Source organism: Aquimarina sp. 433 (assembly GCF_054054605.1).
This window is the reverse complement of record NZ_JBSWZK010000003.1, coordinates 312,987-338,064: the sequence shown is the minus strand read 5'-3', so window position 1 is coordinate 338,064 and position 25,078 is coordinate 312,987. Positions and strand designations below refer to the sequence as shown.

The 25,078-nt window shown below is 33.7% G+C and carries 23 protein-coding genes and 2 tRNA genes; 16 read left to right on the top strand and 9 right to left on the bottom strand.

Going from position 1 to position 25,078, the window contains the following annotated elements:
* The first annotated feature begins 40 nt into the window (after positions 1–40).
* From ACWNT5_RS08145 to ACWNT5_RS08130, 4 genes are all read left to right on the top strand, one after another.
* Positions 41–1,270, top strand: a complete 1,230-nt coding sequence (locus ACWNT5_RS08145) for a pyridoxal phosphate-dependent aminotransferase (RefSeq protein ID WP_299903292.1) — start codon at positions 41–43, stop codon at positions 1,268–1,270.
* Between the two features lie 62 nt (positions 1,271–1,332).
* Positions 1,333–2,349 (top strand): UDP-N-acetylmuramate dehydrogenase, encoded by a 1,017-nt coding sequence (murB, locus tag ACWNT5_RS08140; RefSeq protein WP_299611060.1) that lies wholly within the window; start codon positions 1,333–1,335, stop codon positions 2,347–2,349.
* Positions 2,350–2,448: 99 nt separating this feature from the next.
* The gene (locus ACWNT5_RS08135; protein WP_299611062.1) at positions 2,449–2,655 is read left to right on the top strand and encodes a membrane or secreted protein; all 207 of its coding nucleotides are present in this window, start codon (positions 2,449–2,451) and stop codon (positions 2,653–2,655) included.
* Positions 2,656–2,687: 32 nt separating this feature from the next.
* A complete protein-coding gene (locus tag ACWNT5_RS08130; RefSeq protein WP_299611065.1) occupies positions 2,688–3,260 on the top strand; it encodes an RNA polymerase sigma factor in 573 nt (190 codons plus the stop codon).
* 58 nt (positions 3,261–3,318) lie between these two features.
* On the opposite strand, the gene ACWNT5_RS08125 is transcribed toward ACWNT5_RS08130, so the two are convergent.
* Positions 3,319–3,552: a hypothetical protein gene (locus ACWNT5_RS08125; RefSeq protein ID WP_299611068.1), complete on the bottom strand. Its 234-nt coding sequence runs from the start codon at positions 3,550–3,552 to the stop codon at positions 3,319–3,321.
* A 543-nt stretch (positions 3,553–4,095) separates the two neighbouring features.
* On the opposite strand from ACWNT5_RS08125, the gene lipA reads away from it, so the two are divergent.
* The 3 genes from lipA to ACWNT5_RS08110 are packed head-to-tail and all read left to right on the top strand — an operon-like array spanning position 4,096 to position 8,248.
* The gene (gene lipA, locus ACWNT5_RS08120; RefSeq protein WP_299611071.1) at positions 4,096–4,968 is read left to right on the top strand and encodes a lipoyl synthase; all 873 of its coding nucleotides are present in this window, start codon (positions 4,096–4,098) and stop codon (positions 4,966–4,968) included.
* 24 nt (positions 4,969–4,992) lie between these two features.
* A complete protein-coding gene (gene gap, locus ACWNT5_RS08115; RefSeq protein ID WP_299611073.1) occupies positions 4,993–5,997 on the top strand; it encodes a type I glyceraldehyde-3-phosphate dehydrogenase in 1,005 nt (334 codons plus the stop codon).
* Positions 5,998–6,025: 28 nt separating this feature from the next.
* Positions 6,026–8,248, top strand: coding sequence for a response regulator (locus tag ACWNT5_RS08110; protein WP_299611076.1), 2,223 nt, complete (start codon positions 6,026–6,028; stop codon positions 8,246–8,248).
* A 99-nt stretch (positions 8,249–8,347) separates the two neighbouring features.
* On the opposite strand, the gene lpxK is transcribed toward ACWNT5_RS08110, so the two are convergent.
* On the bottom strand, positions 8,348–9,355 hold the full coding sequence (gene lpxK, locus ACWNT5_RS08105) for a tetraacyldisaccharide 4'-kinase (protein ID WP_456517062.1): 1,008 nt from the start codon (positions 9,353–9,355) through the stop codon (positions 8,348–8,350).
* Between the two features lie 197 nt (positions 9,356–9,552).
* Here lpxK and ACWNT5_RS08100 point away from each other — a divergent pair, with 197 nt between their 5' ends.
* From ACWNT5_RS08100 to ACWNT5_RS08090, 3 genes are all read left to right on the top strand, one after another.
* Positions 9,553–10,647 (top strand): Nif3-like dinuclear metal center hexameric protein, encoded by a 1,095-nt coding sequence (locus ACWNT5_RS08100; protein WP_456517061.1) that lies wholly within the window; start codon positions 9,553–9,555, stop codon positions 10,645–10,647.
* A 3-nt stretch (positions 10,648–10,650) separates the two neighbouring features.
* Entirely contained in the window at positions 10,651–11,430 is a 780-nt protein-coding gene (locus ACWNT5_RS08095) for a zinc ribbon domain-containing protein (protein ID WP_299611085.1), read from the top strand.
* A 90-nt stretch (positions 11,431–11,520) separates the two neighbouring features.
* A complete protein-coding gene (locus tag ACWNT5_RS08090; protein ID WP_456517060.1) occupies positions 11,521–12,762 on the top strand; it encodes a glycosyltransferase in 1,242 nt (413 codons plus the stop codon).
* Here ACWNT5_RS08090 and ACWNT5_RS08085 read toward each other — a convergent pair.
* The 5 genes from ACWNT5_RS08085 to proS form a co-directional block, all read right to left on the bottom strand.
* On the bottom strand, positions 12,759–13,313 hold the full coding sequence (locus ACWNT5_RS08085) for a hypothetical protein (RefSeq protein WP_456517059.1): 555 nt from the start codon (positions 13,311–13,313) through the stop codon (positions 12,759–12,761). The two genes, ACWNT5_RS08090 and ACWNT5_RS08085, sit on opposite strands and share 4 nt — an antisense overlap.
* 124 nt (positions 13,314–13,437) lie before the next feature.
* A complete protein-coding gene (gene rpsT / locus ACWNT5_RS08080) occupies positions 13,438–13,686 on the bottom strand; it encodes a 30S ribosomal protein S20 (protein WP_299611094.1) in 249 nt (82 codons plus the stop codon).
* 36 nt (positions 13,687–13,722) lie between these two features.
* Positions 13,723–13,794, bottom strand: a tRNA-Glu gene (locus tag ACWNT5_RS08075).
* A gap of 67 nt (positions 13,795–13,861) precedes the next feature.
* Positions 13,862–13,933 (bottom strand) — tRNA-Glu (locus ACWNT5_RS08070).
* Between the two features lie 79 nt (positions 13,934–14,012).
* On the bottom strand, positions 14,013–15,491 hold the full coding sequence (proS, locus tag ACWNT5_RS08065; protein WP_456517058.1) for a proline--tRNA ligase: 1,479 nt from the start codon (positions 15,489–15,491) through the stop codon (positions 14,013–14,015).
* A gap of 99 nt (positions 15,492–15,590) precedes the next feature.
* On the opposite strand from proS, the gene ACWNT5_RS08060 reads away from it, so the two are divergent.
* Complete coding sequence (locus ACWNT5_RS08060; protein WP_456517057.1) at positions 15,591–16,667, top strand: hypothetical protein; 1,077 nt, start codon at positions 15,591–15,593, stop codon at positions 16,665–16,667.
* 178 nt (positions 16,668–16,845) lie between these two features.
* Positions 16,846–18,378: an OmpP1/FadL family transporter gene (locus ACWNT5_RS08055; protein WP_456517056.1), complete on the top strand. Its 1,533-nt coding sequence runs from the start codon at positions 16,846–16,848 to the stop codon at positions 18,376–18,378.
* 59 nt (positions 18,379–18,437) lie between these two features.
* Here ACWNT5_RS08055 and ACWNT5_RS08050 read toward each other — a convergent pair whose 3' ends face one another.
* The gene (locus tag ACWNT5_RS08050) at positions 18,438–19,970 is read right to left on the bottom strand and encodes a T9SS type B sorting domain-containing protein (protein WP_299608123.1); all 1,533 of its coding nucleotides are present in this window, start codon (positions 19,968–19,970) and stop codon (positions 18,438–18,440) included.
* A gap of 336 nt (positions 19,971–20,306) precedes the next feature.
* On the opposite strand from ACWNT5_RS08050, the gene folE reads away from it, so the two are divergent.
* The 4 genes from folE to lgt all read left to right on the top strand — a co-directional run bounded on the left by folE (position 20,307) and on the right by lgt (position 23,837).
* Positions 20,307–20,984: a GTP cyclohydrolase I FolE gene (gene folE, locus ACWNT5_RS08045; RefSeq protein ID WP_299608126.1), complete on the top strand. Its 678-nt coding sequence runs from the start codon at positions 20,307–20,309 to the stop codon at positions 20,982–20,984.
* Between the two features lie 41 nt (positions 20,985–21,025).
* Positions 21,026–22,522, top strand: coding sequence for a cysteine--tRNA ligase (gene cysS, locus ACWNT5_RS08040; protein ID WP_299608129.1), 1,497 nt, complete (start codon positions 21,026–21,028; stop codon positions 22,520–22,522).
* Positions 22,523–22,546: 24 nt separating this feature from the next.
* Positions 22,547–22,792 carry a membrane protein insertion efficiency factor YidD gene (yidD, locus tag ACWNT5_RS08035; protein ID WP_456517188.1) on the top strand — a complete coding sequence of 82 codons (246 nt, stop codon included), beginning with the start codon at positions 22,547–22,549 and terminating at the stop codon, positions 22,790–22,792.
* A gap of 94 nt (positions 22,793–22,886) precedes the next feature.
* Positions 22,887–23,837 carry a prolipoprotein diacylglyceryl transferase gene (gene lgt, locus ACWNT5_RS08030; RefSeq protein WP_456517055.1) on the top strand — a complete coding sequence of 317 codons (951 nt, stop codon included), beginning with the start codon at positions 22,887–22,889 and terminating at the stop codon, positions 23,835–23,837.
* A 101-nt stretch (positions 23,838–23,938) separates the two neighbouring features.
* Here lgt and prfA read toward each other — a convergent pair whose 3' ends face one another.
* Positions 23,939–25,015: a peptide chain release factor 1 gene (gene prfA / locus ACWNT5_RS08025; RefSeq protein WP_299608135.1), complete on the bottom strand. Its 1,077-nt coding sequence runs from the start codon at positions 25,013–25,015 to the stop codon at positions 23,939–23,941.
* Positions 25,016–25,078 lie beyond the last annotated feature (63 nt).

The following is a 25,078-nucleotide window of genomic DNA, read 5'->3' as shown; positions in this document are numbered from 1 at the left end:
AAGAAATTTACCGCTATTTTACTTTATAAATTTAAATAGAATGCCTGTAATATCAAGTAAAGGAAAAGCAATGCCAGAATCACCGATTCGGAAACTTGCTCCTTTTGCAGAAAAAGCGGTAAAAGAAGGGAAACATATTTTCCATCTTAACATAGGTCAACCAGATATAAAAACACCTATAGAAGCAATGAAAGCGGTCAGAGAACACAAATTAGATGTTCTTGCTTACAGTCATTCAGCCGGTTTTGAAAGTTTTCGAAATAAGCTTGCTGGTTATTATGCAAAACATGATATTACGATATCATCAGAAGATATTCTGATCACCACTGGTGGTAGTGAAGCATTAATTTTTACGATGGGTAGTATTACCGATCCGGGAGATGAAATTATTGTTCCAGAACCTTTTTATGCAAATTATTATAGTTTTTCTACACAATCAACAGTGACAGTTGTACCTGTAATCTCTAAAATAGAGAATGGTTTTGCATTACCTCCTATTCAAGAGTTTGAAAAACTTATCACACCAAAAACCAAAGCTATTTTAATTTGTAATCCAGGTAATCCAACAGGATATTTATATAGCAAAGAAGAAATAAAAGATCTAGCGGCCTTAGCAATTAAATATGATTTATTTTTAATTTCAGATGAAGTATATAGAGAATTCGTTTATGACGACTCAGAACACTACTCAATTCTTCAAGAAAGATCCCTTAATGATCATGCTATAGTAGTTGATTCTGTTTCTAAACGATACAGTATGTGCGGAGCTCGCATAGGTTGTTTGGTAAGTAAAAATAAAGATGTGATGCAGACAGCTATGAAATTCGCACAAGCTAGATTAAGTCCACCAACATTGGCACAAATAGCTAGTGAAGCTGCTTTAGAAGCACCAGAATCATATTATAAAGAAACGGTAGCAAAATACAAAGAGCGTAGAGATACTTTGGTTGAAGGTCTGAAGAATATTCCAGGCGTACAGGTAGCTACTCCTCGTGGAGCTTTTTACTGTATTGTTGAATTACCCATCAAAGACGCCGATGATTTTGCTAAATGGTTACTTGATGAATTTCATGTGAATAATGAAACAGTAATGCTAGCACCTGCTTCTGGATTCTATTCTAGCCCAAATCAAGGGTTAAATCAGGTAAGAATTGCATATGTACTTAACAGGAGAGATCTAAAAAAAGCTGTAAATATTCTAAAACTGGGATTGGAAAAATATATGGATAAGAAATCTTTTGTACCAACAGAAGAAAAAGTTAGTTTATAAAACTATAAATAGTTATATCTTTCACATAATTAAAATTCATACAACTTTAAAATTCTTGTTTTTTGAAGATAGAACATCAGAAATCTCTTAAAAAGTACAACACATTCGGAATAGATGTAAAAGCAAAAAAGTTCATTTCAATAAACTCCGAAGAGGAACTTTATGAAGCATTGACTCTTTGTAAAGATGAAGACATTTTTATTCTTAGTGGAGGAAGCAATATGTTACTCACTCGAGATATTGACGCAACTGTTCTACACATTTCCATATCTGGTATTTCTGTTACAGAAAAAACCGATAATACAGTTTTAGTATCTGCAAATGCTGGAGAAAATTGGCATGATTTTGTACAATTCTGTATCGATAAGGGATACGGAGGACTTGAAAACCTCTCTTTAATTCCAGGATATGTAGGTAGTGCTCCGATTCAGAATATAGGAGCTTATGGAGTAGAATTAAAAGATAACTTCGTAAGCTGTGAGGCTATTCATACCCAAACAAAAGAAAAAAGAATCTTTACAAAACAAGATTGTAATTTTGGCTACAGAAACTCTGTTTTTAAAAATGAATTAAAAGGAACTTATATTATCACTAAGGTAACTTTTGAGTTAACTACAGCTCAACATCTCTTAAACACTAGTTATGGAGCCATTGAGGCAGCGTTAAAGGATAAAAATTGTACCAAACCTACAATTAAAGATATCGCTGAAGCAGTGATAAGCATTAGAAAAAGTAAACTTCCAGATCCATCCGAAATAGGAAATAGTGGTAGTTTTTTTAAAAATCCGGTGATTTCTTCTACTGCTTTTACTGTTTTACAAAACACCTACCCTACTATTCCTTCGTATAAAGTTGATGAAAAACATATTAAAGTCCCTGCAGGTTGGCTGATAGAGCAAAGTGGCTTTAAAGGAAAACGCTGGGGAGACGCAGGAGTTCATAGCAAACAGGCACTTGTATTAGTAAATCACAATAATGCTACTGGAAAAGAAATACTAGAACTATCCTTAAAAATAAAAGAAACTGTACGGCAAAAATTTGATATTTCTTTAGAAACCGAAGTAAATATTATTAAATAGCAAAATCCTTATAAAAATAGCACTTCTAATTTTCTTAAATTCTCATTTTAAGCTGTTTTTCTTCGTATCTTTGTACCAAATTAAGGAACATATTTAATTATGAAATTAGTATTACTTACCGTAGCACTTTTATTAGTTGCTTTTGCTGGGATTGCTATTAAATTATGGGCGAAGAAAGATGGAAAATTTGCAGGAACATGCGCTAGTCAAAGTCCTTTTCTGAATAAGGAAGGTGAGTCTTGTTCACTTTGCGGTAAAACACCAGATCAATATGCTAATTGCAATGAAACTGAACATGCTAAATAAATAACAAAGCACTTCTTTTCAAAACCACTTCATTGAAAAACGAATCAATAGAATTACTAGAGCATATTAAAAAAGCTAAAGAAGGAAAGCAAGCATCCTTTAATTATTTGTTGGACACATATTGGAATGATGTATTCAATTTTCAACTTAAAAGAACTAATAATGAATATGAGTCTGAAGATATAACTATACAAAGTTTCTCTAAAGCTTTTGATAAAATTGATACTTTTAAAGAAGAGTATAATTTTAAGACTTGGTTAATTCAGATTTCTAAAAATATTCATATTGATTTACTCAGAAAAAAGAACGCTTCCATACGATCGAAAACTACAACGGATGTTGATGATTCTGTTTATAAAATAATCGATGATGCTCCTACTCCAGAAGACAAATTAATTACCGAGCAAAATCTTGCCCAACTACTTAGGTTTATCAAACAACTTAAACCTCATTACCAAGAGGTTATTAATTTAAGGTACTTCCAAGAATTAAGTTATAAAGAAATTTCAGAAGTTTTAGATGAGCCTATGAACAACGTAAAAGTAAAACTGTTAAGAGCTAGAAAGCTTTTGGCGGAAATCATCACGAATAAAAAAAAGAATTAATCCATTTTTAGCAGTGATTAATTCTTTTCATTATTATGAGAGTAAACAATTCCCTATTTTATCGTAAACTAAAAGTGGAAATTTTCTTTAAAACTCCGTGTAAAGGCTCTATCCATTTATCATTGATTTTTTTATCATACTTAATAAACTTCTGAACCAGTCCTTTAGGAGCTGATATCTCTTTTTCGATTCCGGTTATATTAATAAATTTTTGATTACTAATTAACCATTTTTCTACTCGCTTTCTGTTTTTTTTCAGTTGTTTCTGTTGTTCTAATTCTTCTTTTGACATTTTTAATTGGTTTTTTAACTTTTTTTTAATGACTAAAAAATGGGGTTAAGCTAATTTTAACCATGACCTAAAGTATTTCTACTAAAAATTATGTACATCAAAAATAGGAAAAGAATTCATATAAAGCTATAAAAACCTTATTAAAATTACGGTTTTACCGCAATTTTAATAAGAATAAATCCCTTTTTATTCCTACAAAATCAAACTATTATTGATTCAAAACATTGATTTACAGAAATTTACAATATTTTCAAAGACCATAATTTTCGGCAATTAGTTAGTTGAAAAAATCTCTCTTTTTTTTCCAAAAATTCCCTTTTGCAAAAAATTGAGAAGATTTTAATCCTTAATATACTATTAACAGAAAATATACTCAATAATTGTATGCTTTTTTTTCGAGAACACGGTGATTTCTTACAAATTTTCTGTCTACATTTAAATCTCTCTATCTTTTAGAGTCTTTCTTAGTAAAGTCCCAAGAAAATCAAAAACCCTATTTTTATAGAAGCTTTCTTCGTATTTTTGCCTAAAATATTGCTTAGTATGAATAATGAAGTGACCGCAGTAGCACCACCCAAGGGAAAACCAAAATGGCTACGTGTAAAATTGCCTACTGGAAAAAAGTATACCGAACTTAGAGGACTTGTAGACAAATATAATTTACATACCATCTGTACTTCTGGTAGCTGCCCTAATATGGGAGAATGCTGGAGCGAAGGAACCGCTACTTTTATGATACTTGGTAATATTTGCACTCGCTCTTGTGGATTTTGTGGTGTAAAAACTGGAAGACCAGAGACTGTGGATTGGGAAGAGCCAGAAAAAGTTGCCCGCTCTATTAAACTAATGGATATCAAACACGCAGTGATTACATCTGTGGATAGAGACGATTTAGCAGATGGAGGATCTATTATATGGGCTGAGACTATTCAGGCAATTCGAAGACTTAACCCACATACAACTTTAGAAACTCTAATTCCTGATTTTCAAGGAAAAACAAAAAACATTGATCGTATTGTAAATGTTAAGCCAGAAGTTGTTTCTCATAATATGGAAACGGTAAAAAGGTTAACTAGAGAGGTTCGTATACAAGCTAAGTACGAACAAAGTTTACAAGTTTTAAAATACCTAAAAGACAACGGTATTAATCGCACTAAAAGTGGAATTATGTTAGGGCTAGGAGAAACGGAAGAAGAAGTAATCCAAGTTCTAAAAGACTTGAGAACTGTAAACTTAGATATTGTAACTATTGGACAATACTTACAACCTAGTAAAAAGCACTTGCCAGTAAAACAGTTCATTACTCCTGATCAATTCAAAAAATATGAACAGATTGGATTAGAAATGGGATTCAGACATGTAGAAAGCGGAGCACTAGTTCGATCTTCCTACAAGGCACAAAAACACCTTACCTAACTTCTTTTCTTTACTTAAGAATTAATGAATATACCTATAAGAATAGCCATTAATGGATTCGGGAGAATTGGTCGTAACCTGTTTAGACTATTGCTTAAGAACCCTAATATTGATGTTGTAGTTATAAATGACCTTGCAGACAGCAAAACGCTTAGTCATTTACTCAAATATGATAGTATTCACGGAGTGTTACAAGAAAACGTTTCTCATAATAATAGTCATATTATAGTAGATGATTTATCCATTCCTTTATTAAATGCAAAACAACCTGCTGATTGTAATTGGAAAGATTACAACGTAGATATAGTAATTGAAGCCACTGGTAAATTTAAGACTAGAGAGCTTGCTATGCAACATGTAGCTGCTGGTGCCAAAAAAGTTATATTATCTGCACCACCTTTAGAAGACTCTGTAAAAACGATTGTACTTGGAGTAAATGATGATTTAATAGATGGTACAGAAACGATTATTTCCAATGCATCTTGCACTACAAATAACGCTGCGCCGATGATTAAGGTAATAAATGAACTTTGCGGAATTGAACAAGCATATATTACCACAATTCACAGTTACACCACCGATCAAAGCCTACATGATCAACCGCATAGAGATCTTAGACGCGCCCGAGCCGCCAGTCAATCTATAGTTCCTACAACAACTGGTGCTGCTAAAGCCCTTACCAAGGTTTTTCCTGATCTGAGCGATGTAATTGGTGGATGCGGAATAAGAGTACCAGTTCCGGATGGATCTCTGACGGATATCACCTTTAATGTAAAAAAAGAAACCTCGATAGAAGAAATTAATACGGCTTTTAAAAAAGCGGCTCAATCTGATCTTAAAGGGATATTAGCTTATACAGAAGACCCTATCGTATCAGTAGATATTCTTGGTAACTCACATTCTTGTGTATTTGACTCGCTAATGACATCTGTTATAGGAAAAATGGTGAAAATTATTGGCTGGTATGATAACGAAATAGGATATAGCAATAGAATAATTGATTTAATTATTAACATTTCTAAGAAATAACTATATTAGTTGAGTTATAACAAGGAAAATGCCTTACCAAATCAAACATTTTATACTTATATTTTTATTCAATTGTTGTTTCTATGCGTATTCGCAATCCGAAGAAACAGAGAAAAATATTGCAATAAAAGATTCTATTGAAAATTATCTCATCAATGCTTCTGAAGCGATAAACACTGATAAATTAGCAAACGCTTTACAAAACATAAGTAAAGCTAAAGAACTTGCCATAGAAAGTCAGGACATTCAATATATAGCCCAAACTAATCGAGTACTTGCTGAATTATATTTAGAATTAGGTGATTTAAACAGCGCCAAAGAACAAATAAAAAAAGCAATAGAAATACAAACTAAACTCGAAAATGAAATTGCACTAGCGAATTCTTATAATGTATGCGGATCTATTCTTACCAAATTGAAAGAATTCGAAAATGCCAAAAAACATCTTGATTTATCTGCTTCTTTGACAGAAAAAAACAATCTAAAAGAGTTAGAAGGTCCAATACAAATAAATTTTGGACTATTGTCACTGGAAATGAATGAACCAGAATCAGCTATAAGTTATTTCAATAATGGTTTGCCAAAGATAGAATCCTTACAGCAATCCTACCATAAAGCCAAACTTTATATTGGAAAAGCTAAAGCTCAAATGATGCTCGGATTATTAGATGATGCTGTGAGCACAAATGAGCTCGCGATGAACATAGGAGCAAAAATGGGCTTCTTAGAAATACAATCCGAAAGCTTAGAACTAAATAGCAGAATTTTTCAGGAAAAAGGAGAATTTGAAACATCATTAATTAATCTAAGATCTCATGAGAGATTTAAAGATTCTCTTTTTAACGTCAATAAGGAAATCATTGCACAAGACGCAAGAGCCAAATTTAATATTGAAGATGAAAAATTTGAAATAGAAGAGCTTAAAGAAGAGAACAAACAACAGCAAAAATCTTTAAAACTAGGAAGACTAACTACTATTTTAAGTATCGCTTTAATTACTATTCTATCTCTACTTACTCTTTCCTTATATAAAAACAATAATTTAAGAGCGAGAGCAAACGAGCTTTTGCAAAATAAAAACACCGAATTAATCTTAGCAAAAGAAAATGCGGAAAGAGCTAGCGAAGCTAAAGTTCAGTTCTTATCAACTATTACACATGAGCTCAGAACTCCGCTATATGCAGTTACAGGCTTAACACATTTATTATTAGAAGAAAGCCCTACTCCTAATCAAAAAGAGCATTTAAACTCCTTAAAGTTCTCTGGAGAATACCTACTATCTTTAATAAACAACATACTAGATCTCAACAAACTAGAAGCCAACAAAGTAGAGATTGAGAACACTTCATTTAATCTACAAAAGAGAATTAACGACGTATTGATAGCTCTTGGCAAATCTGCCAAAGACAGAAATAATAAACTACACTACGAATTTGACAAATCAATCCCAGCCAAGCTGAAAGGTGATCCATTAAAAATTTCTCAGATCCTAATCAATCTGATAGGTAATTCCATTAAGTTCACTCAGAATGGAGATATTTGGATTACTGTAAAAATGATCAATCGTATTGAAAATAAAGTGTTCCTAAATTTTGAAATTAAGGATAATGGTGTTGGTATCTCTGATAAAAAACAACAGAGTATTTTTGAAAATTTTACACAAGGATCTGTTCAAATTAATAGAAAATTTGGAGGTACTGGTTTAGGACTCTCCATCGTTAAAAATTTACTTTCGCTAATGGACAGTGAAATTAAGTTAGAAAGCGAATTAGGACAAGGATCAAGATTTCATTTTGACTTGAAATTCGAAGTATTTGAAGACGTTGTTTCTAACTATCAGGAAGAGGCCAAAAAGATTGACTATAATATTATGGTTGACAAAAGGGTTCTAGTAGTAGAAGACAATAAGATAAATCAACTTATTACTAGAAAAATCTTAGAAAAAAATAAGATGATTTGTGATGTAGCAGACAATGGAAATATTGCCATTAATAAAACAAAAGATAACGATTTTGATTTAATCCTAATGGACATACACATGCCAGGCATAAGTGGAATCGAAGCTACAAAACAAATTAGAGAATTTAATACTAAGATTCCTATAGTAGCCCTTACAGCAGTAACATTAGACGATAATTTAGATGAGTTTTACAATAATGGTTTTAATGATATTATTCCTAAACCTTATAAAACAGAAGAGTTCTTTACAAAATTACACAAAGCATTATCCGAAAAACAAACTGCAACTTAAAGTTTGGCACATCTATTGATATTACTAACATAACATAGAAACCTTTTTCTTTGTTGTTGAGTTAGCCAAAATATATAAAATGAGATCTTATAGAAGGTCTCATTTTTTTATGAAGGAAATGATATAATCATCAAACTTCTCCTGACCATTAATAAACTGCATCTCTATAGGTTGATACCAAAGAGATTCTGAAGAAAGGTGAGGTACCAACCTTACATAATCCTTTTCTGTAGTTACGATAAAAGGATGTGCTTTTAAACTATCAATATCTTGTTCTGAAAAATTATGATGATCTGGATAATTAATATGAGTAAATTCTAATCCCAATTCGGAATAATATGTTATCAGCGGTTTAGGATTAGCTATTCCTGTTACAAGTGTAAAAGGAGTGTTTTTCATATTTTGAATAGACTTCGTATCCGAAGTATTCATAATAAAATCTCCATAATTTATAGTTGCAAATAGAACCAGTTGCGAAGGTTTAACCTTTAGTTTATCTTTAATTGCTTTTTGTTCTTCTTCATTAAGATGATTAGGACATTTTGTAACCACTATTACATCTGCCCTATCCGCCCCACTCCGAGGTTCTCTTAAGTTACCAGTTGGCAACACAATATCATCACAATACAAATCGTAATAGGAGCTCAGCAAAATATACATACCCGCTTTTACCTTACGATGCTGATAAGCATCATCTAACAAAATAACTTCTGGATTGGGTACTTGTTTTTTTATGTTAGCAATTCCATTACGTCGATCTACATCAACAGCAACTAACACCTCAGAAAATTTCTTTTTAAACTGCAATGGTTCATCTCCAACTTCTTTAACAGTAGCCGAAGTTTTTACTAACTGAAAACCTTTTGTTTCCCGTTTATAACCTCTACTTAAAGTGGCTAGCACCACCTTATCTTGTAACAACCTGATAAGATATTCTACCATTGGCGACTTACCAGTTCCTCCAACACTTAAATTTCCGACAGCTATAACAGGAAAATCATAACTCGTAGATTTTTTAATCCCATAATCATATAACTTATTCCTCAACCAGGTAACAACAAAGTATATCGGAACAATAGGTAAAAGTATTTTTCTTAAAAAGTTCAAAAGGAAAAATGTAACGATTTTATTAATAAAGCATTATTGGCAAATGTATAAAACGAAATTAGGCGTTACAAAACTTTTGGTAAGTTCCTATAAATGAAAAACATTTCTTAGCGGATAAAATTAAAACACCATTGAAACTTTGATTATTCTTAAAAGTTTTTTTACATTCCATAATAGATATTTAAAAACATATTTTGATGCAAATAAAAGAGGTAATACAACACCTTGAAAACATGGCTCCTACTAGCTATGCCGAAGATTTCGACAATGTAGGACTATTAGTAGGAGACAAAAACACAGAAGTAACCGGTGTCTTAGTTACACTTGATACTTTAGAAATAATTATTGACGAAGCCATTGAAAAAAATTGCAATCTGATTGTTAGTTTTCATCCGATTGTTTTTAAAGGAATCAAAAAATTTAATGGAAATAATTATGTAGAGCGAGTAGTAATGAAAGCGATCAAACATGATATTGCAATTTTTGCAATTCACACAGCCCTTGATAATGCATTACAAGGTGTTAATGATATGATTTGTGAACAATTACAACTGATCAACAGGAAAATTCTTATTCCCCAAAAAGGTACGATCAAAAAACTAACCACTTTCGCACCAATAAAAGAAGCAGACACATTAAAATCTAAATTATTTGAAGCAGGAGCAGGAACAATTGGAAACTACGATAATTGCAGTTTTTCTTCTGAAGGATTAGGAACTTTTAGAGCCTTGGAGAATGCTAATCCATCCGTAGGTGAATTAGGAGAAACACATCAAGAAAAAGAAACCCAAATCCAAATAACATACCCAAAACATTGTGAATGTAAAATTCTAAAAGCTCTTTTTGAAAATCATTCTTATGAAGAAGTTGCTTATGAAGTAACCTCATTAGAGAATACAAACCAACATATCGGAATGGGGATGATCGGAGAATTGAAAGAAGAGATGGAAGAAACAGCTTTTTTAAAGCACGTAAAAACCACTTTCAAAACAGGATGTGTAAGACACTCTGCACTATTAGGAAAACCTATAAAAAAAGTTGCCGTTTTAGGAGGAAGCGGTAGTTTTGCAATAAGAAACGCACAATCCGCAGGAGCGGATATCTTTATCACCGCCGATCTCAAATATCATCAGTTTTACGAAGCCGAAAATAAATTGATTCTTGCAGATATTGGTCATTATGAAAGCGAACAGTACACAAAAAACTTAATTGTTAGCTATCTTAGAAAAAAAATCAGTAATTTTGCAATCATTTTATCGGATAAAAACACCAATCCAATTCAATACATATAAAATATGGCAAAGAAAGAAGTTACTGTTGAGCAAAAATTAAGAGCACTATATGATTTGCAATTAATTGACTCTAGAGTTGATGAGATCAGAAATGTACGTGGAGAACTTCCATTAGAGGTAGAAGATCTTGAAGATGAAGTAGCCGGATTAAATAAGAGATTAGAAAAACTAAATACAGATCTTGAAAACATAGATGATGGTATTAAGTCGAAGAAAAATCTAATCGAAGAAGCAAAATCCTTAATCAAAAAGTACGGCGAACAACAAAAGAATGTTCGTAACAACCGTGAATATAATTCTCTAAGCAAGGAAATAGAATTTCAAGAATTAGAAATTCAATTGTCTGAAAAGCACATCAAGGAATTTAAAGCTCAGATCATTCAGAAAAACGAAATCATTGATCAGACAAAGGAGCGCCTTACTGAAAGAAATAAACATCTTGCACACAAAAAAGGTGAACTTGATGCAATCTTAGCTGAAACTGAAAAAGAAGAGCAGGCATTAATAGCTAAATCAGAAGATTTTCAGAACAACATAGAAGAAAGACTTGTTTCCGCTTACAAAAGAATTAGAAAAAATGTAAAAAACGGACTAGCAGTCGTACCTATCGAGCGTGGAGCATCGGGAGGTTCATTTTTCACTATTCCTCCACAAGTACAAATGGAGATTGCTTCTCGTAAGAAGATCATTACCGATGAGCACAGTGGACGTATACTGGTAGACCAAGCATTAGCACAAGAAGAAAAAGAAAAAATGGAAGCTTTATTTTCTAAATTATCTTAATCCATTTTTCAACAAATACCAAAAGCCTCAGAATTCCTGAGGCTTTTCTTTTTTTAATCAAAACGCAAACTCTACGATTACAATAAGACAATGAATAAGATACTAATTATTGGAAGTGTATGGCCTGAGCCTAATTCATCAGCAGCTGGCATAAGAATGCTCCAACTAATACAACTATTCTTATCTCATAAATGGAACATCACCTTTGCTAGCGCAGCCTCAGCAAGTGAGCATATGCATAACATAGAAAGTCTTGGGGTAAAAAAAGCTACTATTCTCATCAACGATAAGAGCTTTGATGATTTCCTACTCTCTTTGCAACCAAATATTGTTTTATTCGATAGGTTTATGACCGAAGAACAATTTGGATGGAGAGTATCCAAACAACTTCCAGAAGCACTTAAAATATTAAATACAGAAGACTTACATAGCCTAAGAAAATCCAGACAAGAGCTATTTAAAAATAAGAAAGCTTTTAATTTTTTAGACGTAAAGAAAAACGACATTACGAAAAGAGAAATTGCGAGTATATACAGATGTGACCAATCTCTCATTATTTCAGATACAGAAATAGATATCTTAAAAACAGAATTTAACATTCCACAAAATATTTTATACTATTTACCCTTCTTATTGGATCCAATAAATATTGAATCTAAAAAAAACTGGCCTTCTTATGAAGACAGAAATCATTTTATAACCATTGGGAATTTTCGTCACGAACCTAACTGGAACAGTGTTTTATATCTAAAAGAAACCATTTGGCCCCTAATAAAAAAGAAATTACCAACTGCCGAATTGCATATCTACGGCGCCTATCCGCCTCCAAAAGCAACACAACTACATAACGAACAACAAGGCTTCCTTATAAAAGGATGGGCAAAAGACTCTAAAGAAGTTATGAAAGACGCGAAAGTATGCCTAGCACCATTACGTTTTGGAGCAGGAATCAAAGGCAAACTTGCAGAAGCTATGCTTTGTGGCACACCAAGTATTACCACACAAATAGGATCCGAAGGAATGCTTAATGACGATACAGACTGGAATGGTTTTATTAAAGACAATCCTGAGGAGTTTGCCAAAGCAGCTGTAACACTATACAACAATAAAAACATTTGGCATCAAGCACAACAAAATGGAATTGAAATTATAAATACCCGATTTCACAAGGAAAAACTAGGTACACCTTTCATAAAAAGTATTAAAAACATTCAAAAAAACCTAGAAAATCACCGTGCTTCAAATTTTATTGGCTCGATGTTACAATATCACACAATACGAAGTACCGAATTCATGTCGAGGTGGATTGAAGAGAAAAACAAGAACAACTAATACCCTAAGACGTTTACAAAAAATTGATCAATACCAAAAAACAATAGCAGTAACAGAAAAACAAAACCAACTGTATGCAACCAATTTTGTTTTGCCCCAAAAGATTGACGCAAACCAATTAAACGAATAATTTTAATCAATCTCTCCTTATTCAACACCAACACCAAAACAAGTAAAAGAAAGTACAGTATTGCGCTTGCCATTGCGCCATAGGTATCAAAAAAGATCGCATCGAATACTATAATATTTAACAAAACAGGAATCAAAACAAAAACACCAAACAGTTTAGTTCTTTCAAACAACAATAAACCCGCTCCGATCAGCTGAGAAACACCTATAAATAAGATATAAGCATATGAATACCCCATAAAAGACCATGCTAAATCAAAACCACCAACTTCTGATAATGGAATATTAGCTATCTCATCTGGCAAATTACCTTTTCTGTAAAATTGCCCACCTAATAACTTCCCTAATCCATATACAGTAAGCAATGCAAAAACATACCATCGAGAAGCTAACTCCAGAAAATATAAAAACTTAGAATTCATTTCTTATCTTTTATAGTTAAGACGATAGTTCTTAAAATCTGGTTACGTTTTTTGATTATATAAAACGAAAAAACCTCTTCAAAAATGAAGAGGCTACAATTTCTTTTTAAGAATTCTCTTTATATTAAAGAGCTGCTACGTGCTTCGCTAACTTTGATTTTAAATTAGCAGCTTTATTATCATGAATGATATTACGCTTAGCTAATCTATCAATCATAGAAACTACAGAAGGAAATAACGCTTCAGCTTCTTTCTTATCAGCTTCACGTAATTTCTTTATAGCATTACGTGTAGTTTTATGCTGATACTTATTTCTAAGACGCTTAGTCTCACTATTTCTAATTCTTTTTAATGCTGACTTATGATTTGCCATCTTTTCTCTATTAAAATTCTTTCTTCTAAAAATTCGTAGCCCGTAGGGGAATCGAACCCCTCTTACCAGGATGAAAACCTGGCGTCCTAGCCGATAGACGAACGGGCCATTTTCCTTTTTCAAGGAATGCAAATTTATAGCTTTCACTCTAAACTTGCAATTATTTTTTTATTCGTAGCCCGTAGGGGAATCGAACCCCTCTTACCAGGATGAAAACCTGGCGTCCTAGCCGATAGACGAACGGGCCATAGTTGTTTGCCTAATTGCGGATGCAAAAATACAACTATTTTTTAATGGCGCAAGTGTTATTTTATTTTTTTCTAAAATTAATATGCTTTTGCGAATAACACCCTTACTTTAGAAGGGTTTCCGCTATACACACAAACACCATTTTCTTCTTTCGCATCAAAAGGAATACAACGTATAGTAGCTTTTGTTAGCTCTTTTATCTTTTGTTCTGTTTCTGCTGTACCATCCCAATGAGCAGATATAAACCCTCCTTTATTCTCTAAAACTTCTTTAAACTCTTCAAAAGAATTTACTTCAGTAATATGACTATCTCTATACTGAGTTGCTTTTAAATGTAAACTTTCCTGGATTTCCACTAATAAAGCTTCGATGGTGTTAACAACATCATCCTTTTGTACAAACTGTTTTGACAATGTGTCTCTACGAGCAAGCTCCACAGTTCCTTTTTCCAAATCCTTAGGTCCTATCGCAATGCGCAAAGGCACTCCTTGTAATTCATACTGCGCAAATTTTGCTCCAGGCCTATGTGTATCTCGATTATCAAATTTTACCGAAATCCCCTTAGCTCTTAAATCTGCAACTAACTGATTTGCCACTTCCGAAATCTGATCTAACTGATCCTCTCCTTTATAAATAGGTACAATAACCACTTGAATTGGAGCTAAATTAGGAGGTAAAACCAACCCATTATCATCACTATGCGTCATAATCAACGCCCCCATTAATCTTGTCGAAACTCCCCAAGAAGTTGCCCAAACATAATCTTGCTTTCCTTCTTTAGAGGTGAATTTCACATCAAAAGCTTTTGCAAAGTTTTGCCCTAAGAAATGAGAGGTTCCAGCTTGTAGTGCTTTTCCATCTTGCATTAACGCTTCGATACAATAAGTATCCTCAGCACCCGCAAAACGTTCGCTCTCTGTCTTCCTTCCTTTTACAACAGGAATCGCCATAAAATTTTCAACAAAATCTGCATATACGTTGTTCATTTGTTCCGTTTCTGCAATAGCCTCTTGTCTTGTTTCATGAGCCGTATGTCCTTCCTGCCATAAAAATTCCGCCGTTCTCAAAAATAAACGTGTTCTCATCTCCCATCTTACTACATTTGCCCATTGATTCACTAATATCGGCAAATCTCTATAAGACTGTATCCAACCTTTATAGGTATTCCAAATTATAGCTTCAGAAGTAGGACGTACTATAAGTTCTTCTTCTAATTTTGCGTTTGGATCCACTATTAATTTCGAAGCATCGTCTGGATCTGTTTTTAATCTATAATGGGTAACTACAGCACACTCTTTTGCAAACCCTTCTGCATTTTTTTCTTCTGCTTCAAAGAGACTTTTAGGCACAAAAAGAGGAAAATATGCATTTTGATGACCTGTTTCTTTAAATTTTTTATCCAATTCAGCCTGCATTTTCTCCCAAATTGCATACCCATAGGGCTTAATTACCATACACCCTCTTACCGCTGAATTCTCAGCTAAATCAGCCTTTACGACTAATTCGTTATACCATTTAGAATAATCTTCACTACGTTTCGTTAGATTTTTGCTCATAACTTGCTATTTGGCACAAATGTTGTGACTTTGTTAAATAAAAAATAGTTAGCGCAAAACTAACTAAATTTGTATTGTTCAACAATAAAATAAGGAGATATGCGACTTAAAAATTATTTTCAAAAAAATGGAGCTGTGGGGACTTTCCTAGTAGTCTCTGTTCTTATGTTGACATCTTGTGGCTCGTATGAATATGTATCGTATGATGATGGTATTTATGGTGAAGCAAGAAGCCAAAGGAACTATGAACCTCAACCAACTGAAACCACACCACAATCTAATTCAAATTATTATTCTAATTATTTTTCAGAAAAATCTGCTCAGATTGACAATGTAATTGAACAAGATGCGATTTTTACTGATATAGATTCTTATTCTAGTGATAATTACAATCCAGCAGACACTACTGGTGTAGCTTTAAACTATGAAGGTGGTCAACCTACATGGGGTAGTGATTATGACGAAGTATCTGTCAACATCATTAATACAGGATGGAATAACTGGGGTTGGAATGCCTGGGGTCCTGGTATTGGATGGGGATGGAACAACTGGGGATTCAACTCTTGGGGTTGGAATGCCGGTTGGGGTCCTGGATTTGGATGGGGATGGAACAACTGGGGCTGGAATGCTGGATTCGGATGGGGTAACCCATACTGGTATGGCGGTGGATTCTGGTGTCCTCCTTATTACAACTACGGATATGGTTTTTATGGACGTAACAGAATAGCATACAATCGAGGATTTAGAAATCGTGGCTTTAGAAATGCTTACGCTAGTAATTTCAGAAGCCGAAGCGCTTACAATGCAAGATCTAGATCTTTTAATAATAGATCCAGAAGCCGAAATTATAACAACAGAAGTTCTTATAACAATAGGAGAAGAATTTCTGCTAACAATAATAGACGTACAAGAACTTCCACATACTCTGGAAGAACTAGATCCTCTAATAACGGAAATTACTCAAGATCAAGATCTGTTAGCCCTAACAGAAGTAGTTCTCGATCAAGAAACTATAGCGGAAGCTCTAGGAGCTCCAGAAGTTCTGGATCTAGAAGTTACTCAGGATCTTCAAGAAGTAGTCGTAGTTCTGGTTCTTACCGAAGTAGTGGTGGATCTAGAAGCAGCGGATCAAGAGGTGGTAGCCGTGGCGGAAGAAGTCGTGGTGGAAGAAGATAATACAACACAAGTAGTTACCTCTACTTAATTTCATTTATAACAAATAAACCCATTACATTATAATACAGTTTATTCGATCAAGATATTTATAGCATTTTAATACCCTACTAATATCTTGATCGTATCTACTTGTTATATATAAATAATTAAGAGTTTCTCTTATTTATCGAATCCATATATGAAAAAGATATTTTTAATTATAAGCATATTGTCCTTCTCTTTAACAAATGCGCAGGATATCACTGATGCGGTTAGATTTTCTCAACAAGAAATTTTAGGAACCGCTCGCTTTAGAGGAATGAGTGGAGCATTTGGAGCTTTAGGTGGCGATCTTTCTGCCTTGCAAATCAACCCTGCAGGCTCTGCTGTATTTCTTAACTCATCAGGATCTATTACACTTTCATCATCTAATATTCAAAATGATGTAAGCTATCTAAATGGTTTTAACGAATCCTCTTTTACTAATCTAAATTTTAATCAATTAGGAGCTGTTTTTGTATACAATAACAGAAATGAATCCTCCAAAATTGGCAGAATATCATTAGGAATTGCTTATGACCAAACAACCGATTTTGCTGAAGAATTATTTGCTTTTGGAAGTAGTAACAGTTCGATTGCCGAATATTTTGTAGCACAGGCTCAAGGTGTGCCACTTTCAATCGTTGGACCGACTACAGGAAATGAAAGCGTCCAAGATGTTTATATAGATCTTGGTGAAAATAGTGGCAATAATGGTTTTAGATATCAACAAGCTTTTTTAGGAAATCAAAGTGGTATCATAATCGCAGATGACCCAAGTGATCCTGATAATGTAAATTATTCTTCTGCTGTAGTTACAGACATCAACAATCCGGTTGATCAAGATTATTATTACGAAAGCACAGGACTTAATGGTAAGTTTACCGTAAATGCAGGAATGCAAATACACGAAAGATTCCATTTGGGATTCAATTTAAATTCACATTTTATCAATTATGATAGAGTTACCATATTTGATGAATTCAATAATAATGCTGGAAGTAGTATAAATGAAATCTCTTTTACTAATAGATTATCTACCATTGGTGCGGGATTTTCTGCACAAGTAGGTGGAATTTTAAAAGTATCTAATCGTTTAAGATTAGGAGCTTCCTTCGAGTCACCAACATGGTATTATATTGAAGAAGAGACTTCGCAACGCGTTAGAACGGTTAACACGACAGGAAATATTAATGTTGTCGACCCTAATGTAATCAATATTTTTCCCGAGTATCAATTACGAACTCCTGCAAGAGCAACTGGAAGTGTTGCTATCTTATTTGGAAAACGAGGTCTTATTAGCCTGGATTATTCATACAAAAATTATGGATCAACTGAATTTGATTCAGATGGATTTGATGATTTTTCAGATTTGAACAGAGAAATAGAAAATACTTTACAAGGAGCTTCTACTCTTAGAATTGGAGGAGAATTAAGAAATGGAAACTGGAGTTTTAGAGGTGGTTACAGCTACGAAGAAAGTCCATATCAGGACGAAATAACTCTCGGAGATAGAACTGGTCTATCTCTTGGTATTGGTTATAATTTTGGGAAAGTTAAATTTGATGTAGCCTATGACTATTCCGAGCAACAACGAAACCAGCAATTTTATCCAAATTCTTCGTTCACCAATTTTGCTTTTGTAGATAGTTATAGAGACAACCTTACATTTACACTCAGTCTCAATTTATAAAAGATATAAAGTCGCAAAATAAAAAAGGAGTTGATTATCATCAACTCCTTTTTTATTTCTTATCTAATTAGAGAAAAACTTCCAGAAAAAGTTCTTCTACCTCTATTCGGATCCCGATCCGATTGCTCATTAAATTCTACTCTAAACCAATATTGAGAAGAAGGCATTAAATTTCCATTATAGGTTCCATCCCAACCAGGCCCAGTTGGATTTAATTGTTTTAACAATTTACCGTGTCTGTCAAAAATATACACTAAAGCGGGAGTAGGTTGATCTTCTGGATTTATAAGGTTCCATGTTTCATGAAAACCATCTCCATTAGGTGTAAAATATTTAGGGTATCCCAGAATCATAATATCCACTGAGGTTCTTTCATTATCTGGACAGTTTGCATATCTAGCAACGATTCTATAATCTCCAGGAGGAACCTGTTCAAAAACGGGTGATGATTGATATTCTCTATACTCAACAAACACTCCATCCATATTAATATCTCTGTCCAATCGGTATTCAAAGTCGGTAAAGCCTTCCGCCTCTACTATAGGATCTGTAGATACCTCTGCAGTAAGTGTATAAAACCCTGAAAAAGATTCTTCTGTTATAGTATAATCTACCTGAAAAGCTATTTGCGAAACATCTAATACAGATACCTGATCTGGTGAGTCTGGCACTTCGATACCGTTTGAATCAAAACCCCTCAGTTGATAAACCCCATTTGAAGTAACATTATCATAAAAAGGAAATGTAGCTCCAGGTATATCCACAAAATTAGTATCTCCTAAATCTGCTCTAGCCCATTGAAATGTTACCGCAGCTGGAACCGCAGGAGGACCTGAACTTGCTGGAAACCTACCTTCTATTGTTAAAGGAAACTCTCCACACGTGGCAATTCTATCTTGTGGTATCCCAGGTTCCAACACACTACAATCCGTAGTTCCTGCTCCATCTTCACCAAGATTGGTCTGCTCTAATTGAATCACTCCTGCTTCATCAGCGAAATTTGTGATTAACACAATATAAAACTCGCCTGTTTGAGCATCAGGAATCGTAAAAGTCTCTATAAAATTATCATCTGAGGTTCTTGCATAACTACAATCTACAATATTTGTATTATCCTCATCATTAATATAAAAATCTGGCTCATCTGCATTGTTCACACATTCTGCTGGTCGTATATTCTCACCATCTCCATTAAGGTCACATCCACGAGAAAGCTGATCTTCGCAATCGATAATAAAAGATGTCTGGAATGGTCCCCACGCGATAAAATCAACATCTAACTGTCGTTCATCACGATCTAAACGACTATCTCCATCAGCATCTACCCATTGACGAATATCAAAGACTAATTCGCCAGGTTCATCTATGAGAATAAAATACCAAGAAGGGTTTGGAGTAGTATTTAAACACCCAACTTCTCCCAGCCCACTGATATCACCAGTTGTATTAGGAAAAGTAAGTTCTAATGATTCATCAGAACAAAAGGGTTGAGAATTCTGACAGGCAGTATCAAAATCCTGAGCATTGACATATTGACCACAAAGGCCAAATAGCGCAAAATAAAATAAGATTTGAGGTAGTAATTTTGACATATTTTATATAACGTAGGTTAGTCTATTTTCTTGTGTAGGAATTAAATTTACTAATTTTTAAGAAAGTGTCTAGAAAACCACAAGAATATTTATAATTGTTAACATAGCTTTTACTAAGTAAAAAGACAAAATTGTATCTTTGCAGCCTGTTTTATAATTGATTTCTTTTGAATTACAATTTTTAGAATTTAACTTGATTATAAAATGTAGGAAATTAAAAAAAGAATACCTTAAAATTGTAAGTACAAGTAATCTTCTTTCAATTTTAGATAATAAACATTTGCAAACACAAGTGTACGATTATAATTCTTGAAGTAATAACAAAAATTTGAACTTGTGAAGATAGACAAGGCCCTTGAAGCTATTGAAGCGCTAGGTGATAATCATGTAGCTACTAGCGCAACTACACCTCTAAGAGAAGATGCTTTTAAATTAAGTGATAAAGAAAAAATCGCTTTGATTAGAGAAGATGTAAGACACATTATGGAAACCTTAGGATTAGATCTTGATGATGATAGTCTAAGTGGAACTCCACAACGAGTTGCAAAAATGTTTGTAAATGAAATTTTCGCAGGCTTACACCCGCAGCGAAAACCAGAAGCCTCTACTTTTGACAATAACTACAAATATGGTGAAATGCTTGTTGAAAAAAACATTACTGTTTATTCTACTTGCGAACACCACCTACTCCCCATTATAGGAAGAGCACATGTAGCTTATATCTCTAACGGTACCGTTGTTGGCCTATCAAAAATGAATCGTATCGTGGATTATTATGCAAAACGACCACAGGTTCAAGAACGTTTGACGATGCAGATAGTTCAGGATCTTCAGGTAGTACTAAACACTAAAGATGTCGCTTGCGTGATAGATGCAAAACACTTATGCGTAAACTCTAGAGGAATTAGAGATATCGAAAGTAGTACGGTTACTAGCGAATTTGGAGGTAAATTCAAAGAAGAATCTGTTCGTAGAGAATTTTTAGACTACATTAAATTAGACACTAGATTTTAATCCACATTTATTAATCAATCACAATAAGCACAATCAAAATTATGGTAGCAACTCCGTTGTACAAAACTCAGGAACTTAAAATTTACAACTCTCTTTCTAGTCAGAAAGAGGTATTTATTCCTATAACAGAAGGAAACATAGGCATGTATGTTTGTGGACCTACTGTTTATAGTAACGTACATTTAGGGAATTGCAGAACATTTATTTCTTTTGATTTAGTATATAGATATTTAAAACACCTAGGATATAAAGTACGTTATGTTCGTAATATCACAGATGCTGGTCATTTAGAAAATGATGCTGATGAAGGTGAAGATAAAGTTGCTAAAAAAGCACGTTTAGAACAGCTAGAACCCATGGAAATTGTACAACGTTACACATTAGATTTTCATAATATTTTAGCAAAGTTCAACAACATTCCACCGAGTATAGAACCTACAGCTACTGGTCATATCGTGGAGCAAATTGAGATTATTAAAACTATTATTGATAACGGATTTGCTTATGTAGTTAACGGATCTGTATATTTTGATGTAAAGAAATTTAACGAAACTAATCAATACGGAAAATTAAGTGGCCGCAATCTAGAAGACATGATTGCTAATACTCGAGAATTGACTGCTCAGAGTGATAAAAAAAATCCACAAGATTTTGCCTTATGGAAAAAAGCAGAACCTAAACATATTATGAGATGGCCATCACCTTGGGGTGACGGTTTCCCAGGATGGCATTTAGAATGCACCGTAATGAGCACAAAATACTTAGGCGAAAAATTTGATATTCATGGCGGAGGAATGGATCTTAAATTCCCACATCACGAATGTGAAATCGCCCAAGGAGAAGCCGCTTGTGGAGTAACACCAGTAAATTACTGGATGCATGCTAACATGTTGACGTTAGATGGTAAAAAAATGTCAAAATCCACTGGAAATATTCTATCTCCAGCAGAAATATTTAGTGGCGAGAGTGATAAATTGAATAAAGCTTTTGCTCCAACAGTAGCGCGCTTTTTCATGTTACAAGCTCATTACAGAAGCATTTTAGATTTTTCTAATGATGCTTTAGAAGCTTCTGAAAAAGGTTTCTACAAGTTAATGGAATCCGTTAAAACCTTAGAAAATCTAAAAATCAGCGATAATACCAATGGTTTCGATGTTCAAAATTGGATAAAAGAATGTTACGACGCCATGAATGACGACTTTAATAGTCCGATTTTGATAGCTAAACTATTTGAAGCGGTAAAATTCATCAATTCTGTAAAAGAAGAAAAAGCTACTATCTCTAAGGAGGATTATGAAAATCTTAGAACAAAAATAAATGATTTTGTCTTTGATGTTTTAGGACTAGTAAATATTAATGAAGCATCTTCAGATATTAGCGATAAGCTTTCTAGCACAGTAGAATTGTTAATCAATTTAAGAGCCGAAGCTAGAGCAAACAAAGATTTTGCTACTAGTGATAAAATAAGAGATGAATTGCTAGCAATGGGGATTCAGTTAAAAGATGGTCGAGAAGGAACCAGCTTTACCCTTAACTAATATATTTTGAGCGCTAGAATAACGTTGCGAAAAATTTTGACAGCTCCTTTTATTGGATTGATTAAGTTTTATCAAAACTTCATCTCTCCATTAACACCTGCAACTTGTCGATATCAGCCAACATGCTCTCATTATAGTGTAGAAGCGCTTCGAAAACACGGATTAATTAAGGGTGGAAAACTTGCTATAAAACGTATCTTTAGTTGCCATCCTTGGGGAGGCAGCGGATATGATCCTGTTCCTGATTCTTGCTGCAAAAAGAAAAGTTAACTCAATCATATGATAGTTTAACTCAATATTATTTCAATTATAATTTTGACTTCAATTAAATACCTATATTTACCCTAGAAAAATAGATTTCTATATGATATTCTCTAAAATAGTTTGGAATCCGATCGAAGGATTGGATCTTGGTTTTTTTGTCGTTCGTTTCTACAGCCTAATGTTTGTTGTTGCTTTTTCTCTAGGATGGTATTTGATGAAAAAAATATACATCCGTGAAAAGATTTCTATGGAAAAACTAGATTCTGTTTTTATCTATGCTGTCATAGGAACACTATTAGGAGCTAGGCTTGGTCATGTATTTTTCTATGATTGGGACTACTACAGAAACAATCTCCTTGAAATCATTTTACCGTTTAAGTTTAATCCTGCGTTTGAATTCATTGGTTTTAGAGGACTTGCAAGCCATGGCGCTGCCATCGCCTTTATCATTGCTATGTATTATTACTCTAAAAACGTCTTAAAAAAACACCCATTATGGGTAATGGATAGAGTAACTATTCCTGCAGCATTTGGAGGTATTTTTGTACGTTTAGGTAATTTTTTCAATTCAGAAATTATAGGAGAACCTTCTGGAGATTCGCCATTTGGTGTAAAATTTATCCGTGATGGTCTAAGTAAAGCAGAAGTGATAAGAGAAACTGGAATTAAAAATGTAAATGATGCCTATTCTGCAGTAGTAAATAATCCTAAATTCGCAAACCTTTTAGAAGCGATTCCTTATAGACATCCTGCTCAATTATACGAAGCTTTTGGATATATCTTTGTATCCTTGATTCTTTGGTTTATTTATTGGAAAACGGACAAAAGAAACAATAGAGGATTCCTTTTTGGTATGTATATGATGTTGATATTTATTGTTCGATTTATCGTAGAGAGTGTTAAAAAGAGTCAAGGTGGTTTTGAAGATGCTTTAGGGGATGCCCTATCTACAGGACAATGGCTGAGCATACCTTTTATTTTAGTTGGTCTTTATTTCGTAGTCAGAGCAAAAAAAGTAGAAGAAGCACCAAAATCATACACGTTAAAATAACTAACCAAGTATATTATATAAAAAAGAGGAAAGTTTTAAAACTTTCCTCTTTTTGTCTTCTTCAAGAAATCCTTTTCTCTTGTCTTATAATCATATTAAGACTAAAAAACTTCGTTGGATTCTTTTAATTTCTCTGTATTTTCTACTAGCTGAAGTTCATCAATAATTTTCTGAATATCTCCATTTATGATATTACTTAAATCATATAAAGTTAACCCGATACGATGGTCTGTAACACGACCTTGCGGATAATTATAAGTTCTAATTTTAGCAGAACGATCTCCAGAAGAAACCATACTTTTACGCTTTTCAGAATCTGCAGCTTGCTTTTTGGCAAGTTCTAATTCATATAATCTCGATCTAAGTACTTTTAGTGCTTTTTCTAAATTCTTGTGGGATGATTTCTGATCCTGACAACTTACGATCATCCCTGTAGGCTCATGATGTAACTTAATAGCAGAATATGTGGTATTCACTGACTGTCCCCCTGGTCCCGTAGAAGTGGTTCGTTCGATTCTTACTTCTGTCATATCCAATTCCACATCAAACTCTTCAGCTTCTGGCAATACCATTACAGTAGCTGCACTGGTATGCACTCGACCCTGGGTTTCCGTTTGTGGAACTCTTTGTACACGATGCACTCCTGCTTCAAATTTCATGGTTCCGTATGCATCTTCTCCATTCACTTCGAAAATAATCTCCTTGTATCCACCACTAGTTCCTTCGCTAAGATCCACTACGCTAGTACTCCATCCTTTTCCTTCGCAATACTTAGTATACATTCTAAATAAGTCTCCCGCGAAAATACTCGCCTCATCACCACCTGTTCCCGCTCTAATTTCGACCACACAATTTTTAGCATCTTCAGGATCCTTAGGAACAAGCATAAAACGAATTTTCTCTTCTAAAGCAGGTAACTCCTCTTTAGCCTCATCTAACTGCATTTTAGCCATTTCTACCATTTCTGGATCACTCCCATCAGAAATAATTTCTTCAGCCTCTTTCTTATTATCTGTTAACTCAATATACCGATCTCTTTCATCCATTAAAGCCTTGAGATCTTTATATTCTTTATTAAGCTTTATATATCTTTTTTGATCTGCAATAATATCAGGCTGAATGATCAAATCATTCACCTCATCAAATCGCTGCTTAACAATATTTAATTTATCAATCATAATTCTATCTGTCCTGTCCGTGGAATTTACAAAAGTACATTTTTTTGAGCAAAGGTCATACGC